This window comes from Streptomyces sp. NPDC043878 (assembly GCF_056435735.1).
Window position 1 is genome coordinate 83,979 of record NZ_JBWKDW010000011.1, and the last position, 15,986, is coordinate 99,964.

Genomic DNA, 15,986 nt, shown 5'->3' on the forward strand with positions numbered 1-15,986 from the left:
CCGCCGCCCAGTGGCCAACCACTTCTGGCTCGCTCGTCGACGAGGGCGTAGAAGGTTGTCCTCAGCGTCTGACCCAGCTGTCCGGTCACGATCAGGAATGGGGTAGAGGGTTGTCCTCAGCGTCGTGACCCCAGCTGTCCGGTCACGATCGGGAATGGGTCGGGGCACTCCTCGCCCAGCGGTCGCCCTCCACCGCGGTCCGACGCAGACCACTCCATCCCACCACCGACTGCTCAGCCCGGCAACCGGTGCCACCGTGCTCCGGCTGCACCGAGGGGTGCCGTACACCGGCCGCGCGGTGTCCGTGACGACGGTCCCCGCGTGGCCCGGCGCCGCGGTGGACAGCCGAGTGCACTCACGTCGGCGCCCGTGCTGCGGGAGTCGCTCTGCGTACGTGCTGCTCCTGGGGGAGGTGACAGTGCGAAGCCGGGCTCACCTGAGGGCCTCACCGCGCGCTGTCGCCTCGGCCGTACGGGTGTCGCCGGCCACGACCACTGTTCGGCACAGACGGTGGTGAGGCGAGGTCGGTTGGGGAGCCGCCTGCTTCCCGTCGCCCCCTGTTTAGGATGGCGACGGAAGTGTGTCCGGTGGGGATGGTGGGGCGGGATGATCGGGACGGTGTTCCGCAGCGATGACGTACCTGCGGCGGACAGGTTCGACTACTGGCGGGAACTGATCGCCCGGACACGCTCGAACGATTTCATCAGCAGCCACTCCGCCCAGTTCTGGGGAGAGCTACGGCTGTTGGAGCTGGGACCGGCGACCATGATGCAGGTGTCGTTCTTGCCGACGCGTTTCCGGCGGAGCCCGAGAATGGTGCGCCAGAGCGACCGCGAGCTGTATCACCTGACGTTGATGCTCGACGGGGGGATGGCTCTCGACCACGCCGACCGGACCACCGCGTTCGACCCCCATGACCTGCACCTGGCCGACAGCTCTCGGCCCTACGACTTCCGGCCGGCTGACGGCACGGAACGCCGGGTCGTCAGGGGCGTGGGTGTGGACATTCCGAAGGCTCTGTTGCCCCTGCCGCCGCGCAGGGTAGGGGAGTTGCTGAACCGGCGCCTGCCGGGGAACGAGGGAATCGGCGCCCTGCTGACGGACTTCCTCACCGGACTGGACCGGCAGGCCGACGCCCTCCGGCCTTCCGACGCGCCCCGTGTGGGCAGGGTCGTGGTGGACCTGATGGCGGCATGGATCGGCCAGCTACTCGACGCGGAGGCCGCTCTGCCGCCCGAGACCCGCCAGCAGGCCCTGACGGAACGTATCCGTGCGTTCGTCCGGCAGAACCTTCACGACCCGGAGCTGACTCCCTCGGCGATCGCCGCCGCACACCACATCTCCGTCAGCTACCTGCACCGCATCTTCCAGCAGCAAACGCAAGGCGAAACGGTCGCGGCCTGGATGCGCCGCCAGCGACTGGAAGGCGCCCGCCACGACCTGGCCGACCCGGCCCTGGGCACCATGCCCATACACGCCGTCGCCGCCCGCTGGAACTTCCCCCGCGCCTCCGATTTCACCCGAAGCTTCCGCGCCGCCTACGGCCTCTCACCCAAGGAGTACCGGCTTCAGGCCCTGTCCGAGGGAACGTAGACGCGGCCCCGACGACCTGTGCGCCCATGCCGTTCAGCAGAGGTCAAGGGCCTTCGCTGTGCGGGAAATCGGTCAGCCGAAGGCAGTCGGCACGGCACCGTCCCATCGCCACGCGTCGTCCCGCGTGCGGGCCCCGGCCGGGGAGGCACCCGCCGGGCCAGCGCCCCGCTGATCCATCACGCCCCGCGCCTGCCCCCCGCGACAACGGCGGTGACGATACGTCCAGCCAGGCTCAGCCGTCCGCGTCCTGTCCGCCCCCGGAACCGCTGCGCCCGCGGCCTGGATCTCTGCCGTCGAGGATGTCGGCGGTGACCTCGGCGAGAGTCCTGCCACCACGGAATGCCTCGGCCCGCATCAAAGCCAGGGCGTCATCGACACTGACACCTCTGTTGACCGCCACCACGCCGATCGCCTGATGCGTATCCAGCCAGTGCGCCCTGACCACATCAGCCCGCTCCCACAACGGCATTTCCTCTTCCTCAAGCCACCGGATCCACGCGGGTGCCAGCGCCATCGTCACCGCCGCCGCCGCCCGCGTCCCTTGCCGCACCAGGTGTTCAGCGTCGGGGCCGGCGGGCTGCAGACGGAGCAGATCCATCGAGCCGACACTCTGACCACCCACCAACAGCGGGAACCCGTAGACGGCAGCGACCTCGGGCAGTTGCTCCCGCATGCTCGCCCCGAACAACGGCCACGGCGTCACCTCCCGACGAAGATCGGAGACGATCACCGGCCGGCCGGTTGCCGCCGCGGTGATGCAGGGCCCTTCCTGCACGGTGAACTGAAGCTCGTCAAGTTTCAGCGCTGCCTCACTCGATGCGGCGAGCAGTTGTCTGGAGGGGGTGTCGGTCAGCAACGACAGTGTCACCCCGTCCACCTCCAACTCCGCGCCCACCGCCACACTCAGCCGGTGCGGCAGAACCGCAGGGTCGTCACCCGCCGCCGCCACCAACCGGGCCGCCATCCCGTCACCGCTCACCAGATCACCCCTCGCGCGGATCAGCACACGCGAGAGCACTCAGCGCCGTTCATCCGCCGACAGTCACCCTCGGTATGCCTGTCCCTGTCCATAGCCGCCTACCCGCGCTCAGGATCCAAACCCTCATCGCCCTCGCGAGGGTGCCTGCGGTACCGCGCGAACGGGGCAGCGGGGCAGCGGCAACCGAACTCCTGCGCGACGAACTTCGCGCTGCCCATCCGCCCGAACGGGTGGCCCTGGCCCATCGGTGTCCTGGGCGGCTCGCGCGTGACGGCCCCCGGCCGACCCACTCGATCGCCACCCCAGTCTCCGAGGCTCGATCGCCTCTCAGTCTCCGCTGCCGTGTGGCGGTGGCGGTTCAGCCGGGGGAAACAGATAGGTCTCGAACGCGTCGCGTGCGAACGTCATCAGCAGTAGCGCGACGGGAACAAGCAGAGCGATCAGGATCACGGTGCCTCCCGACGGAGCTGTGATCACCTACGTGGCGTACCGCGAGTGGCGTAGACCCAGCGTGCAGCCGAACAGGTGACGTCGCACGTCAAGACCCGGCAGGAGGGGCCGATCGGGTGACCTCGCCAGGACTCCGCGGGTTCATCCCAAAGAGCCGGCACATTTCGCGCCATCGGTTCCGGGGCTCGCGGTGCCCCGGGATTCCGGGCGGGTAAAGCCGGGAAGGGGCACCGGTATGTTCCCATTCGTCGGCAGTCCCGGTGATGCGTATGTCCCCTGATCGGGAGCCCGGCTCGCCGCCCGCCATCGATCTGGCACGAGAGAACGAGCGTCTACGGCGGGAGAACGAGCAGCTGCACCGTGCGATGACCTCACACGCAGTCGTTGATCAGGCCATCGGGGTCCTCCTCTGCATGGGTCGTATCAGCCCTCAAGACGGGTTCGTCGTGCTGCGCGAGGTGTCCCAGCGCACCAACACCAAGCTGTCCAGTCTTGCGGAGCAGATCGTCAAGCACGCCCAGGGGGCGCCGCTGGAGGAAGACACCAGAGCCCAACTGCACACAGCACTCGCCCGACATGCCTGAAGAGCGACCCCGGGAACGGGCAGTTGTTGACGAGGCGCGAGTTCAGGCAGAGCAGTCGGTCAGCTCGCCGAGGGGGTCGTCCACGAGAGCGAGACGGACGGTGACGCGTTCGCCGACCGGCTCCCGCTGCGCCGTGAAGGCTTGGGCGACGGCCGTCACGATCTCCAGCCCGTGCTGTCCCACCCGGCCCGGGTCGGACGCCCGGGCCACCGGCAGCATGTCGATCTCGCACGCCTTGTGTGGCTCTGAAGGCAGTGGCCGGTGAAGATGAAGGCATGGCCGACCGTGATGACTTCCTGGCATGGATCGAGACCGCCCTGTACGAGGCGGAGCTTGCGCTGCACAACGGTGACGCGGCCCCCCGCCGGGCGCTCTGGTCGCGCAACGAGCCCGTGAGCGTCCTGGGGGCGTGGCACAGCGCCAACGGCCAGCAGGAACTCGACAAGCTCTTCACCGCGCTCGGCAGGAGCTTCTCCGACTGCACGTCGTACGTGTTCGAGCTACAGGCGTACGACGTGTCGGGGGACATGGCCTACACGGTCGGCCTCGAACACACCTCCGCCTCCGTCGACGGAGAACCGCGCACCTACACGTTGCGGGCCACGCAGGTGTATCGCCGAGAAGACGGCGAGTGGAGGGTCGCCCATCGCCATGGGGACACGAAGAGGGTGTAGTCGGGGTCTGTCGGTCTTCGAGGTCGCCGGCACGGACTTTCACGCTCGGCTGCACTCCCGTCCGGGCGCGACGAGACATGCGCCGGGGAACGGGCTACGCACCGTCGTTGCCATCCCGCAGGGAATGGATCATGCTCCGCAGGATCCGGAACGCGCCTGACTGCTCGGTCTCGGTCATGCCGGCCAGCATTCTGACCTCGACGGACCGGACCGCCACGGTCGCCTTCTCGAGGCTCCGTCGGCCGCGAGGCGTGAGCCGCGTGGGAAGAACCTTCCCGACGGGTGCCTCCGCCGGCCTGGTCACGTAGCCCTCTCGTTCCAGGGCCTGGAGCAGCACGTTCATGGTCTGCCGTGTCACGAACGCGCCCCGCGCGAGCTCGGAGTTCGACAAACCCGGCCGTTGAGACAGCAGTTCGAGGCACGAGTAGCGCGTCACGCTCATCCCGAGCGGCCGCAGCACCTCCTCCATGGCTGCGCGGAGGGCGCTCGACGCCTCTTTCAGCAGGTAGCCGAGTGACGTCTCCAGGTCGACACCGTCTTGATTCATGTCAGGATTCTGACATAGGTTGACCTGTGTCAGAAAACTGACACGGAGAGAAGGAGCATCATCATGCCCGCCACCGGCCCCGACTTCATCTCGCTCCAAGCGCGCGACCTCGACGCTTCGCAGGCGTTCTACGAGCGGTATCTGGGCCTCGTCCGCTCGCAGGCCGGACCTCCGCACGCCGTCGTCTTCGAGACGAAGCCGATCGCGTTCGCACTCCGCGACGTCGTTCCCGGCACCGATCTCGCATCCGTCGCCCAGCCCGGCATCGGTGCCGCGATCTGGCTCCACGCCACAGACGTCCAGGCCATTCACGATGCTCTCGTCGCCGACGGTCACACCATCGTCTCCGCACCGGTCGACGGCCCCTTCGGCCGGACATTCACCTTCGCCGACCCCGACGGCTACCAGGTCACTCTCCACGACCGCGCCTGATCGGCCAAACACCACCGGGCGACCACCGATCCCCGAAGACCGCGGTCGCGCCCCAGGTTCGCGCGCGACGCCGCCTTCTGCCCTGCCGACCTGGCGACGTTCTGCCGGCTGGACGACCTCGGCTTGGAAGTGGTCGGCCAACAACCGCATCCCGACCACGCGGTGTTGCTTCGTCGAGTACTGCTCCACGGCCCGGAACACGCCGCTTTGGCCGTCGCCCGGTCGACGGCGGCTGTCCCCCTGCCGTCGGGGAGAGGGGTGACGGTGACCCGGCCACCGGTGATCAGGCATACGGTGGCGCGCCCGACGGCCGGGCCTTCGGCGTCTTCACCGCCCTCGCCGTCGCGGCCTTCGCGGCCGTCGGCGTGCCGTCTGCCACGCCGGCCTCGCGCCGCCGACGGTCACCGCCAGGGCGCATGGTTGTCAGGCCCGGGAGCGAGGGGCCCGGGCCTGAGGCCGGACACTCGGTCGCCACTCAGGGGGTGGTCAGCGGGATGAGCATGATGCTGCTGGTGGCGTGGGCGAGCAGACGTCCGTCTCCGTCGACCAGTTGGGCCTGGGCGAGCGCGGTCTGGCGTCCCCGGCTGAGGACCGTACCGACGGCGCGGACCCTGCCGGTGTCCACCGTGATCCGCCGGAGGAACTTCACGGTCAGGTCGAGGGAGGTGTAGCCCGTGCCCGGCGGCAGCGTGGAGTGGACGGCGCAGCCGGCCGCCGAGTCGAGGAGGGTGGCGTAGACCCCGCCGTGCACACTGCCGATGGGGTTGTAGTGCTCCTCCCCCGGCATCATCGAGAAGACCGCGCGGCCTTCCTCCACCTCGTCGAGGGCGATGTCCAGGGTGGCCATGACCGGCGGCCGGGGCAGGCGGCCCGCCAGCAGGTCCCGCATCATCTCCAGCCCGGAGGTCCGCCCGGCGGCGGCCGCCGCGATCGCGGGGTCGTCCCACTCGTACGTACGCGTTCGTCCCACGTCCTGCACCTCCGGGCCTGGCTTCGTGAAACGAAGCTAGCCGTGACGTTCCCTGACTGTCAACAACGAAGCCAGGTGCCTACGATGGCGCCATGACGTGGCTCGAGACAAGCACGGAGAACTGCCCGGTCCAGCGCACGCTCGACGTCGTCGGGGAGAAGTGGACGCTGCTGATCCTGCGGGACGCCAGCAACGGGGTGCGGCGCTTCGACGAGTTCCGGCGCCACATCGGCCTCTCGGAAGCGGTCCTCAGCAACCGGCTGCGCACGCTCACGGCGGCCGGCATCCTGAAGGCCGTGCCGTACCGGGAGCCGGGCAGCCGGGTACGCCACGAGTACCGGCTGACGCGTAAGGGCTGGGACCTGTGGCCGGTACTCGTGGCGCTACGGCAGTGGGGCGAGGCGTACGACGGCGATCCGAACGGGTCGGTCCTCGACATCCGGCACAGCGAGTGCGGCGCCCCGGTGCGGGTGGTGGTGGAGTGCGCGGACGACCATGCCGCGCTCGCGCCCTCGGACGTCACCGTCCGCCCCGGCCCCGCGGCACGACCGCTGCGGTGACCCCACGTTCCCGGCCCCGCGGCCACGAGCGCCGTCGTGACCCCACCTTCCCGGCCCCGCGGCACGAGCGCCGCAGTGACCCCGCCTGCCCGGGTGGCGTTTCCACGGCACGGCCCGGAACCTGCCGTACAACCGCCGCCGTACCCTCCCGCGAGGTGACCGGGACCGCCCACCGAGACGGGGCCGGCCTGCCGGGGCCCATGACGGTGAGTGACCTGGCCAGGTGCCCTTCTATCATGGCAAATCACACCATGATGGCTCTTGTCGAGGCGGGCACTGCATGAAGGAACCACAGATCGACTACGCGGCCGTCTTCCAGGCCCTGCCCGGCATGGTGGCGCTGCTGACCCCCGACCTCGTGTACGCCGACGCCAACGACGACTTCCTGCGGCTGGCCGGACGCACCCGCGAACAGCTGCTGGGCCGCTACATCTTCGAGGTCTTCCCCGAGAACCCGCACGACGAGGCCGCGTCCGGCATGCGCGAGACCCGGGAGTCGATGCTCCGCGTGGTGACCACCGGCGAGCGCGACACGATGGCACTGCTCCGTTACGACATCGAGGACACCGCACGGTCCGGCCACTGGGAGGAGCACTACTGGAGCCCGGTCAACGCCCCCGTCCTCGACGCCGACGGGCGGGTGGCGCTGATCGTGCACCGGGTGGAGGAGGTGACCGGCCTCATCCGCACCCGCGGCGGCCCGGGCAGCGACAGCAGTCGGGCCCGCGTCCTCGCAGCGGAGCTCTACACCCGCTCCCGTGAACTCCAGGAGGTCAACGAGCGGCTGCGCCATGCCCACGCCCGCGAGCGCGAGGTCGCCCTCGCCCTGCAGGAGGCGCTGCTTCCCGCGCCCGGCCCCGTGGGACACCACCCGGTGGCCGTCCGCTACCGGCCGGCCACCGACGCGCTCAACGTGTGCGGCGACTGGTACGACCTCGTCGACCTGCCCGGCGACGGCGACCGCGTCGGGATCGCGGTCGGCGACGTCGTGGGCCACGGCCTGAGAGCGGCCTGCGTCATGGGGCAGCTGCGCAGCGCCCTGAGCGCGGCCGCCCGTGTGGCCGAGGGCCCCGCCCAGGCGCTGGACGTCCTCGGGATGTACGCCCGATACGTCGACGGCGCCGAGTCGACCACCGCCGTGAAGGCCTTCATCGACTGGGGCAGCCACACCATCACCTACAGCAGCGCCGGCCATCCGCCTCCCGCGCTGCTGCACCCCGACGGCAGTGTGGTCTTCCTCGACCAGGCCACCGACCCGCCGCTCGGCGCCCGCCCCGAACACGTCCCCCGCCCCCAGGCGAGCACAGCCTTCACCGAGGGCGCCACCCTGGTCCTCTACACCGACGGACTGATCGAACGCCGTACCGAGGACATCGACGCCGGCCTGGCCCGCCTCGCCGACTCCCTCACCCGCCACCGGGACGCCGACCCCGAGGTCCTGTCCGACCGTCTCCTGGCGGACCTTCTCCCGCCCGCCGGCAACACCGACGACAGCGCCCTGGTGGTCATCCGCCTGTGACCCGCTGACCTGCGGCCCCCTCCCGTGGTGCCGCGCGGGACCGTGCCGCGTGTCACGAGCGGCCGCGCCCGCGCCGTCGCGCCGGATGTAACGCTTTTCGCCTCCCGGCCCAAATACCGGTGAAGCGGGTGCGCGGACCTCCGGTGAACCTCCGGCGAGGAGGAGGCGGACCGGGGAGCCTTGAGGAGAGGGAGACACCTGTGGGTGGCGCGGAGCGAAAACAGCGGACGCAGCGGTTACGGGTCGGGCCGGCCGCGGCGGTACGGGATCCGCGGCTCTTCGAGGAGTTCTACCGGCGCCACGTGGACGCGGTAATGCGGTTCGTGGCCCGGCGCGTCGAGGACCCGCACACCGCGGCCGACCTGACGGCCGAGGTCTTCCTCGCCGTCCTCGACTCGGCCGACTCCTACCGCCCCGGCCTCGGCAGCGAGACCGCCTGGCTCTACGGCATCGCACGCAACGTCGTGTCGTCGGAGCGGCGCCGGATCGCCCGGGAGGCGGAACGCGATCTCCGGTTCCGTGGGCGGCGGTTGCTGGAGTCCGACGACATCCCCCGGCTCGAGGACAAGGTCGACGCGGAGAGCCCGGGACGACGCGTGTGGGCGGCACTGGCAAGGCTTCCCGAGGGCGAGCGGGCCGTCATGGAACTGATCGCGGTGGACCAGCTGACCGTGACGGAGGCCGCGGCGGCACTGGGTATCCGCCAGGTCACCGCCTCCGCCTCGGTGGTCCTGGTGATCGCCGTCCGCTGCGCGAGCGCCGGGTCGCCCGTGCCACGCGTCGCCGGAGGCCTCCTCGGCCGGGCCCTCGCGCTCGTCCTTCTCGCGTCGAACGGCACGGTTCCGCTCTGGGAGGGCCTGGTGATCCTCGCCGTGATGTTCCTCGGGACCGCCGTGTACCGGGCGGACCACGGGCAGAGCAGCCGGCGGCGCACGGCCGTCACGGCTGCCGTGGTGGTCGCCTGCGCGGTGGGGAGCGCGTACGGGTACGGCGACGGGGCCTTCGCCACCCGGCTCGGCTGGATCGTCGCGTTCCTGCTGGCCGTGCTCACCTTCGGTGCCGGGTGGGCGGTACGCGACCGCCGTGTCTGGCGGTGGCTGACGGGACTCGGCACGATCAGCTACTCGGTCTACCTGGTGCATCCCGTGCTGCTGGCGGTGACCGACGGCACGATCGGCCGGTGGCGACGGGACAACCTCGTACTCGAAGTGGCTTTCTTCGCCGCCCTGTTGCCCCTGTGCGTGCTGACCCGGCGCTGTGTCGAAGCGCCGGGCCGAACGCTGGGGCGGTCGCTGAGCCGCTCCCCGAGCCCCGAGCCGGCCGGTCAAGGTGCGGTCGCCGTACGAGAGGCCGCTGCCTGACCCGGCGCGCCGGGTCAGGCGCCGACGTAGGCCGCGAGGTGTTCGCCGGTGAGGGTGGAGCGGGCTGCGACGAGGTCGGCGGGTGTGCCCTCGAAGACGACGCGGCCGCCGTCGTGACCGGCGCCGGGCCCGAGGTCGATGATCCAGTCGGCGTGCGCCATCACCGCCTGGTGGTGCTCGACCACGATGACCGACTTCCCGGACTCCACGAGCCGGTCGAGCAGGCCCAGCAGTTGCTCGACGTCGGCGAGGTGCAGCCCCGCGGTCGGCTCGTCCAGGACGTAGATGCCGCCCTTCTCACCCATGTGGCCCGCCAGCTTGAGCCGCTGCCGCTCGCCGCCGGACAGCGTGGTGAGCGGCTGGCCGAGGCTGAGATAGCCGAGTCCGACGTCGGCGAGCCGCTCCAGGATGCGGTGCGCGGCCGGCGTGCTCGCCTCGCCGGCCGCGAAGAAGTCCCTGGCCTCCGTCACCGACATCGCGAGCACCTCGCTGATGTCACGACCGCCGAGGTGGTGGTCGAGGACCGACGCCTCGAACCGCTTGCCCTCGCACTCCTCGCAGGTGGTGGCGACGCCCGCCATCATCGCCAGGTCGGTGTAGACGACCCCGGCGCCGTTGCAGGTGGGGCAGGCGCCCTCGGAGTTGGCGCTGAACAGGGCCGGCTTGACGCCGTTGGCCTTCGCGAACGCCTTGCGGATCGGGTCGAGGAGCCCGGTGTACGTCGCCGGATTGCTGCGCCTGGAGCCACGGATCGCGCCCTGGTCGACCGACACCACCCCCGCGCCGGCCGGGACGGACCCGTGCACCAGCGAGCTCTTGCCGGAACCGGCGACCCCGGTGACGACGACCATCACCCCGAGCGGGATGTCGACGTCGACGTCGCGCAGGTTGTGCGCCTTCGCCCCACGGACCTCCAGGGTGCCGGTGGGGGTGCGCACCGTCTTCTTCAGCGACGCCCGGTCGTCGAAGTGACGGCCGGTGACGGTGCCCCCGGTCCGCAGCCCCTCGACGGTGCCCTCGAAGCAGACGGTGCCGCCCGCCGTACCGGCGCCGGGGCCGAGGTCCACGACGTGGTCGGCGATCCGGATCGTCTCCGGCTTGTGTTCCACCACGAGCACCGTGTTGCCCTTGTCCCGCAGGCGCAGCAGCAGGCCGTTCATCCGCTCGATGTCATGGGGGTGCAGACCGATGGTGGGCTCGTCGAAGACGTAGGTGACGTCGGTGAGCGAGGAGCCGAGGTGGCGGACCATCTTGACGCGCTGCGCCTCGCCGCCCGACAGGGTGCCGGACGGCCGGTCGAGGGAGAGGTAGCCGAGGCCGATCTCCACGAACGAGTCGAGGGCCTGCCGCAGCGCGGTGAGCAGTGGCGCGACCGTGGGCTCGTCGAGGCCGCGGACCCAGTCGGCCAGGTCGCTGATCTGCATCGCGCACGCGTCGGCGATGCTGATCCTGCCGATCCGTGACGACCGGGCGGCCTCGCTGAGCCGGGTGCCGTCGCACTCGGGGCAGGTGGTGAAGGTGACCGCCCGGTCCACGAACTCGCGGATGTGCGGTTGCATCGCCTCCCGGTCCTTGGAGAGGAACGACTTCTGGATCTTCGGGATCAGCCCCTCGTAGGTGAGGTTCACGCCCTCGACCTTCACCTTGGTGGGCTCCCGGTAGAGGAAGTCGTGCATCTCCTTCTTGGTGAACCTGCGGATCGGTTTGTCCGGGTCGAGGAGGCCCGACTCGGCGTAGACGCGGACGGTCCAGAAGCTGTCCGACTTCCAGCCGGGGATGGTGAACGCGCCCTCGGCGATCGACTTGGAGTCGTCGTAGAGCTGCGTGAGGTCGATGTCGGAGACCGCGCCCCGCCCTTCGCAGCGCGTGCACATGCCGCCGGTGCGGGTGAAGGTCCGCTTGACGGTCTTGGTCCTGTCGGCGCCGCGGTCCACCTTGTACGCGCCGCTCGCCTGGACCGAGGCGACGTTGAAGGAGAACGCCTGGGGCGAGCCGATGTGCGGATCGCCCAGCCTGCTGAAGAGGATGCGCAGCATCGCGTTGGCGTCGGTGGCGGTGCCGACCGTGGAGCGGGGGTCGGCGCCCAGCCGCTGCTGGTCGACGATGATCGCGGTCGTCAGCCCTTCGAGGACGTCGACCTCGGGCCGCGCCAGCGTCGGCATGAAGCCCTGCACGAAGGCGCTGTAGGTCTCGTTGATCATCCGCTGCGACTCGGCGGCGATGGTCCCGAACACCAGCGAGCTCTTGCCCGAGCCGGACACGCCGGTGAACACCGTCAGCCGCCGCTTGGGGATCTCGACGCTGACATCCTTGAGGTTGTTCACGCGGGCGCCGTGCACCCGGATCAGGTCGTGGCTGTCGGCGTCGTGCGGCGCAGGCGACCGCGTGTCCGTCGTCGTGGCCCTGCTCATCGTGTCTCCCTCGCTCCGGCGGGACCGCCCCGGCGGTGTCCGCCGCTGCCGCCCGACTCGATCCCACCCGCTCCGACTGGCTCCGGCCCGGTCGAGTCACGGTATCCGCGACCCGGTGACCGGCGCTTCTCCATTACTGACCGGTCCGAGGGCCTCGGCGGTGGCGGTGGCGACCACCGGTGTGCCGTCGGCGTCGACGGTGATGTCCTTGTCGAGCGTGAACCAGCCCGGGACGATGTGCGCGGCCCCCATGGAACTCAGCACCGGCCCCGGCGTGCAGCCGATCGCCAGGACGTGGGCGACGCTGCCGCCGGTGGCCGGCGGGAGCACCGTCTTGACCACGTCTTGGTACCGCCCTTCGTCCGCATCGCGAGGAGAACCCCGACCCGTCCGACGAGGCCGTGGTGGTCACCGCCCGCAGCACCAGGGAGGCGGTCGTGGTCAACCTGCCCCGGCTGTACGCCCTTTCCCCCGAGCAGGACTGAGGGCCCGGCCGCGGACGCCGGCTCCGGCAGCCGCGCACGAGCCGGTGGGAGCGGGCCCGAGCCCGTGCCGACCTGCTGTGAGGTGCCTAACGTTCCCTTGCCCTCACCAGGAAGGGCTACCTAAGTTCGGCCACATGCGCCCTGAAGACCCCACCCCCGGCGAACGGGACGAACCGGCCGGGAACCGACCGGCGGCGAGCCCGCCGGACCCCGCCGCGCCGACCGACTTCGCCGTCGACCTCACCGCACACGAGCTGCTGCGCCGCGCCCACGTCCTGGACGCCCTCGGCCCCGACTGGAACCCGCTCGACGCCCTGCGCGACGAGAGCGCCGCGTACGGCCTGCTGTACTCGGGTCTGGACGAGCAGCAGCAGCGCGTCTACGACGACCTGGTGGCGGCCGGCGTGCTGCCCGGCACCGGGGGCGGCCGTGCTGCCACTTGACCCTCAGGCGGAGATCGGCCGCCGCGCCTGGGTGGCCTGCCCGGGCTGCGACGACGCGCGCGGCTGCACGGCCTGCACCGAGCGGCGCACCTGCTCCGAGCACTGGCGCTACCTGCTGTCCCACACCGGCAGCCTGCTCCACCTCCAGTGCCCGTCGTGCACCCACCTCTGGACCCACGAGACCGGCTTCGGAGCCACCCGCTCCCGCTGAACCCGCGCCACCGATTTCTTCCGCCACCCCTGAGGATTTCGGCACCCCGCGGACCTCGGCACGCGCGGATCGGCACACGCGGATCTCGGCACACGCGGACCTCGGCACACGCGGACCTCGGCACGCGTGGATCTCGGCACGCGCGGATCTCGGCACGCCAGGGGTGGTTCCGCCTCACCGACGCCGCGACGCCGCGGGTGCGACGGCCGGTGCATCCACCCCCGCCGGCATCCGGCATCCGGCATCCGGCATCCGGCATCCGGCATCCGGCCCTCGGCGCAGCCCGCGTGCCGGGTTCACGCCGAGCCCCACGACCAGCCGCGGGCCGCCCCCTCGCCGCCGCGGCTCGCCGGGCGGTGTGGGCGGGGTGGGACGGGGTGCGGGGATACGGTCTGCGGCATGGACGGTGATCGCCGAGGATGGCACCAGTGTCTGCTCAGTGGGGCGGTGTTCGCCGTGTGCATGGCCGGCACCACTCTCCCGACCCCCCTCTACGGCCTCTACCAGGAGAAGTTCGGCTTCTCCGAGCTGATGGTCACCGTCGTCTACGCCGTGTACGCCTTCGGGGTCATCGGCGTTCTGCTGCTGGCGGGCAACGCCTCCGACACCGTGGGAAGGCGTCCGGTGCTGCTGTGGGGCCTGGGGTTCGCCGCGGCCAGCGCCGTCTGCTTCCTGTGCGCCACCGGGCTGGGCTGGCTGTACGCGGGGCGGCTGCTGTCGGGACTGTCCGCCGGTCTGTTCACCGGGGCCGCCACCGCGTACGTGATGGACCTGGCGCCCTCCGGCGGTGCCGCCCGGGCCACGTTCGTGGCGACGGCCGCCAACATGGGCGGGCTGGGCTGCGGACCGCTGCTCGCCGGAGTGCTCGCGCAGTACGCCCCCTGGCCGCTGTACCTGCCGTTCGCCGTGCACCTCGCCCTGGTGGCCTGCTCGGCCGCCGTCCTGCTGCGGCTGCCGGAGACCGTGGACAAGCGGCGGCCGCTGCGCGCCGTACGGCCGCAGCGACCCCAACTCCCCTCGCAGGTACGGGCGGTGTTCGGGCCGGCGGCGATCGCCTCCTTCGTGGGGTTCGCCCTGTTCGGGGTGTTCACCTCGGTCAGCCCCGCCTTCCTCGCGCAGTCCCTGGACGTGACCGACCACGCCGTGAGCGGACTCGTCGTCGCGCTCGCCTTCTTCGCCTCGACCGCGGGCCAACTGGCCGTCGGCCGGGTCGGGGTGGGGCGCTCACTGCCCCTGGGCTGCGCGGCGCTCCTCGCCGGGCTGGCCCTCCTCGCCGGCGCGCTGCACTGGGACCTGCTGGTGCTGGTGGTGCTGGCCGCGGTCGTCGGCGGCGGCGGACAGGGGCTGGCGTTCCGCGGGGCGTTGTCGGCGGTTGCCGGGGCGTCTCCCGCGGACCGGCGCGCCGCGGTCGTCTCGGCCCTGTTCGTGGTGGCCTACACCGGCATCTCGGTGCCGGTGATCGGGGTGGGGCTGCTGGTGGACCCGATCGGCCTGGAGGGCGCCGGCCTGGTGTTCATCGCCTGCATGGCCGTCCTGGTGTCGGCGGCGGGCGTCTACCTGCTGCGGCGACCGGTGCCCACGAAAGCCTGACCGCCGCGACCGTCCGATCGGCAGCCGCACCGCCGCTCCGCCCGCCCGCCCGCCCGCCGGAACGGTCAGCTCGCGCCCGAAGTGTGAGGTGGCCTGAGGTCGCCCCCGCTGCCGCGTCGCGCCCCGCATACCCTGTTCCCCGTGTCAGCCTCCCGCCTGCATCGTGTCGCCGTCCTCGTGCTCGAAGGCGCGAAGCCGCTCGACGTGGGCATCCCCGCGCAGGTCTTCACGACCCGGGCGAGCATGCCGTACGAGGTACGGGTGTGCGGGGCGGAACCGGGTCTGGTGACCGGCGGCGACGGTCTGTCGTACCACGTCGCCGACGGGCTCGACGCACTGGCGTGGGCCGACATCGTGTTCATCCCCGGCTACCGGTTCCCCGACCGCGAAGACCCCCCGCGCGCAGTCGTCGACGCGCTGGTCACCGCCCACGACCGGGGCGCGCGGCTCGCCGCCATCTCGACGGGCGCCTTCGCGCTCGCCGCCACCGGACTGCTCGACGGCCGGCGTGCCACGACGCACTGGCACTACACGCGGGCCCTCGCGGCGAAGCATCCGCTCGTCCGGGTCGACGAGAACGTGCTGTTCGTCGACGAGGGCAGCGTCCTGACGTCGGCGGGCGCCGCCTCGGGCATCGACCTGTGCCTGCACGTCCTGCGCGGCGAGCTCGGAGTGGCCGCGTCGAACCACGCCGCCCGGCGGCTCGTCGCGGCGCCGTACCGCAGCGGCGGACAGGCGCAGTACGTGCCGCGCAGTGTGCCCGAGCCGCTCGGTGAGCGGTTCGCCGTCACCCGTGAGTGGGCGCTGCACCGGCTCGGCGAACCGCTCACCCTCGACGTCCTCGCCCGGCACGCGGCGGTGGCGCCGCGCACGTTCTCACGGCGCTTCGTCGAGGAGACCGGTTACACGCCGATGCAGTGGGTGATGCGTGCCCGCGTCGACCTGGCCCGTGAGCTGCTGGAGCGGTCGGAGCGCGGCGTGGAGCAGATCGCCGCGGACGTGGGCCTGGGCACCGGCGCCAATCTGCGGCTGCACTTCCAGCGCATCCTGGGCACCACGCCGAGCGAGTACCGGCGCACCTTCACCAAGGGCGAGTAGCTCTCCGGCGCTTGGCGCGATCCCTCAGTACCCCGGCGCCCTGGCGCGATCCTTTCGAACCATGGCGATCTCGCCGCTG

At 71.4% G+C, this 15,986-nt stretch carries 16 protein-coding genes and 3 pseudogenes; 12 read left to right on the plus strand and 7 right to left on the minus strand.

Going from position 1 to position 15,986, the window contains the following annotated elements:
- Positions 1-606 precede the first annotated feature (606 nt).
- Positions 607-1,593 carry a helix-turn-helix domain-containing protein gene (locus AC07AZ_RS17135; protein ID WP_478848416.1) on the plus strand — a complete coding sequence of 329 codons (987 nt, stop codon included), beginning with the start codon at positions 607-609 and terminating at the stop codon, positions 1,591-1,593.
- 232 nt (positions 1,594-1,825) lie between these two features.
- Here the strand turns inward: AC07AZ_RS17135 and AC07AZ_RS17140 are convergent, their stop codons facing one another.
- Together AC07AZ_RS17140 and AC07AZ_RS17145 are read right to left on the minus strand one after the other, a co-directional pair.
- A complete protein-coding gene (locus tag AC07AZ_RS17140) occupies positions 1,826-2,599 on the minus strand; it encodes a GAF and ANTAR domain-containing protein (RefSeq protein WP_478848419.1) in 774 nt (257 codons plus the stop codon).
- Between the two features lie 300 nt (positions 2,600-2,899).
- Positions 2,900-3,022, minus strand: a complete 123-nt coding sequence (locus AC07AZ_RS17145) for a hypothetical protein (RefSeq protein WP_478848421.1) — start codon at positions 3,020-3,022, stop codon at positions 2,900-2,902.
- 269 nt (positions 3,023-3,291) lie between these two features.
- Here AC07AZ_RS17145 and AC07AZ_RS17150 point away from each other — a divergent pair, with 269 nt between their 5' ends.
- The gene (locus tag AC07AZ_RS17150; RefSeq protein ID WP_478848423.1) at positions 3,292-3,606 is read left to right on the plus strand and encodes an ANTAR domain-containing protein; all 315 of its coding nucleotides are present in this window, start codon (positions 3,292-3,294) and stop codon (positions 3,604-3,606) included.
- Between the two features lie 42 nt (positions 3,607-3,648).
- Here AC07AZ_RS17150 and AC07AZ_RS17155 read toward each other — a convergent pair.
- Positions 3,649-3,825 (minus strand): annotated as a pseudogene (locus tag AC07AZ_RS17155) (ATP-binding protein); the annotation flags it as partial.
- A gap of 56 nt (positions 3,826-3,881) precedes the next feature.
- Here AC07AZ_RS17155 and AC07AZ_RS17160 point away from each other — a divergent pair.
- Positions 3,882-4,280, plus strand: a complete 399-nt coding sequence (locus AC07AZ_RS17160) for a nuclear transport factor 2 family protein (protein WP_478848425.1) — start codon at positions 3,882-3,884, stop codon at positions 4,278-4,280.
- Positions 4,281-4,374: 94 nt separating this feature from the next.
- Here AC07AZ_RS17160 and AC07AZ_RS17165 read toward each other — a convergent pair whose 3' ends face one another.
- A complete protein-coding gene (locus AC07AZ_RS17165; protein WP_478848427.1) occupies positions 4,375-4,827 on the minus strand; it encodes a MarR family winged helix-turn-helix transcriptional regulator in 453 nt (150 codons plus the stop codon).
- A 63-nt stretch (positions 4,828-4,890) separates the two neighbouring features.
- Between AC07AZ_RS17165 and AC07AZ_RS17170 the strand changes: the two genes are divergently transcribed.
- Positions 4,891-5,259, plus strand: coding sequence for a VOC family protein (locus AC07AZ_RS17170; RefSeq protein WP_478848429.1), 369 nt, complete (start codon positions 4,891-4,893; stop codon positions 5,257-5,259).
- Between the two features lie 475 nt (positions 5,260-5,734).
- Here the strand turns inward: AC07AZ_RS17170 and AC07AZ_RS17175 are convergent, their stop codons facing one another.
- A complete protein-coding gene (locus tag AC07AZ_RS17175; RefSeq protein ID WP_478848431.1) occupies positions 5,735-6,229 on the minus strand; it encodes a PaaI family thioesterase in 495 nt (164 codons plus the stop codon).
- 92 nt (positions 6,230-6,321) lie between these two features.
- On the opposite strand from AC07AZ_RS17175, the gene AC07AZ_RS17180 reads away from it, so the two are divergent.
- The 3 genes from AC07AZ_RS17180 to AC07AZ_RS17190 all read left to right on the plus strand — a co-directional run bounded on the left by AC07AZ_RS17180 (position 6,322) and on the right by AC07AZ_RS17190 (position 9,669).
- Positions 6,322-6,789 carry a winged helix-turn-helix transcriptional regulator gene (locus AC07AZ_RS17180; protein ID WP_478848433.1) on the plus strand — a complete coding sequence of 156 codons (468 nt, stop codon included), beginning with the start codon at positions 6,322-6,324 and terminating at the stop codon, positions 6,787-6,789.
- A gap of 280 nt (positions 6,790-7,069) precedes the next feature.
- Positions 7,070-8,308: a PP2C family protein-serine/threonine phosphatase gene (locus AC07AZ_RS17185; protein ID WP_478848435.1), complete on the plus strand. Its 1,239-nt coding sequence runs from the start codon at positions 7,070-7,072 to the stop codon at positions 8,306-8,308.
- A 200-nt stretch (positions 8,309-8,508) separates the two neighbouring features.
- Positions 8,509-9,669 carry a sigma-70 family RNA polymerase sigma factor gene (locus tag AC07AZ_RS17190; RefSeq protein WP_478848437.1) on the plus strand — a complete coding sequence of 387 codons (1,161 nt, stop codon included), beginning with the start codon at positions 8,509-8,511 and terminating at the stop codon, positions 9,667-9,669.
- Positions 9,670-9,683: 14 nt separating this feature from the next.
- Here the strand turns inward: AC07AZ_RS17190 and AC07AZ_RS17195 are convergent, their stop codons facing one another.
- On the minus strand, positions 9,684-12,080 hold the full coding sequence (locus AC07AZ_RS17195) for an ATP-binding cassette domain-containing protein (protein WP_478848439.1): 2,397 nt from the start codon (positions 12,078-12,080) through the stop codon (positions 9,684-9,686).
- A gap of 96 nt (positions 12,081-12,176) precedes the next feature.
- A pseudogene (locus tag AC07AZ_RS17200) lies at positions 12,177-12,416 on the minus strand (NADPH-dependent FMN reductase family protein); the annotation flags it as partial.
- Here AC07AZ_RS17200 and AC07AZ_RS17205 point away from each other — a divergent pair.
- From AC07AZ_RS17205 to AC07AZ_RS17225, 5 genes and pseudogenes are all read left to right on the plus strand, one after another.
- A pseudogene (locus tag AC07AZ_RS17205) lies at positions 12,417-12,565 on the plus strand (cupin domain-containing protein); the annotation flags it as partial.
- Between the two features lie 134 nt (positions 12,566-12,699).
- Positions 12,700-13,008: a DUF6400 family protein gene (locus AC07AZ_RS17210; RefSeq protein WP_478848441.1), complete on the plus strand. Its 309-nt coding sequence runs from the start codon at positions 12,700-12,702 to the stop codon at positions 13,006-13,008.
- Positions 12,995-13,219 carry a hypothetical protein gene (locus AC07AZ_RS17215; RefSeq protein ID WP_478848443.1) on the plus strand — a complete coding sequence of 75 codons (225 nt, stop codon included), beginning with the start codon at positions 12,995-12,997 and terminating at the stop codon, positions 13,217-13,219. The genes AC07AZ_RS17210 and AC07AZ_RS17215 overlap by 14 nt, the downstream gene beginning before the upstream one ends.
- A gap of 399 nt (positions 13,220-13,618) precedes the next feature.
- Positions 13,619-14,809, plus strand: coding sequence for an MFS transporter (locus AC07AZ_RS17220; RefSeq protein ID WP_478848445.1), 1,191 nt, complete (start codon positions 13,619-13,621; stop codon positions 14,807-14,809).
- A 141-nt stretch (positions 14,810-14,950) separates the two neighbouring features.
- Positions 14,951-15,907, plus strand: a complete 957-nt coding sequence (locus AC07AZ_RS17225) for a GlxA family transcriptional regulator (protein WP_478848447.1) — start codon at positions 14,951-14,953, stop codon at positions 15,905-15,907.
- Positions 15,908-15,986 lie beyond the last annotated feature (79 nt).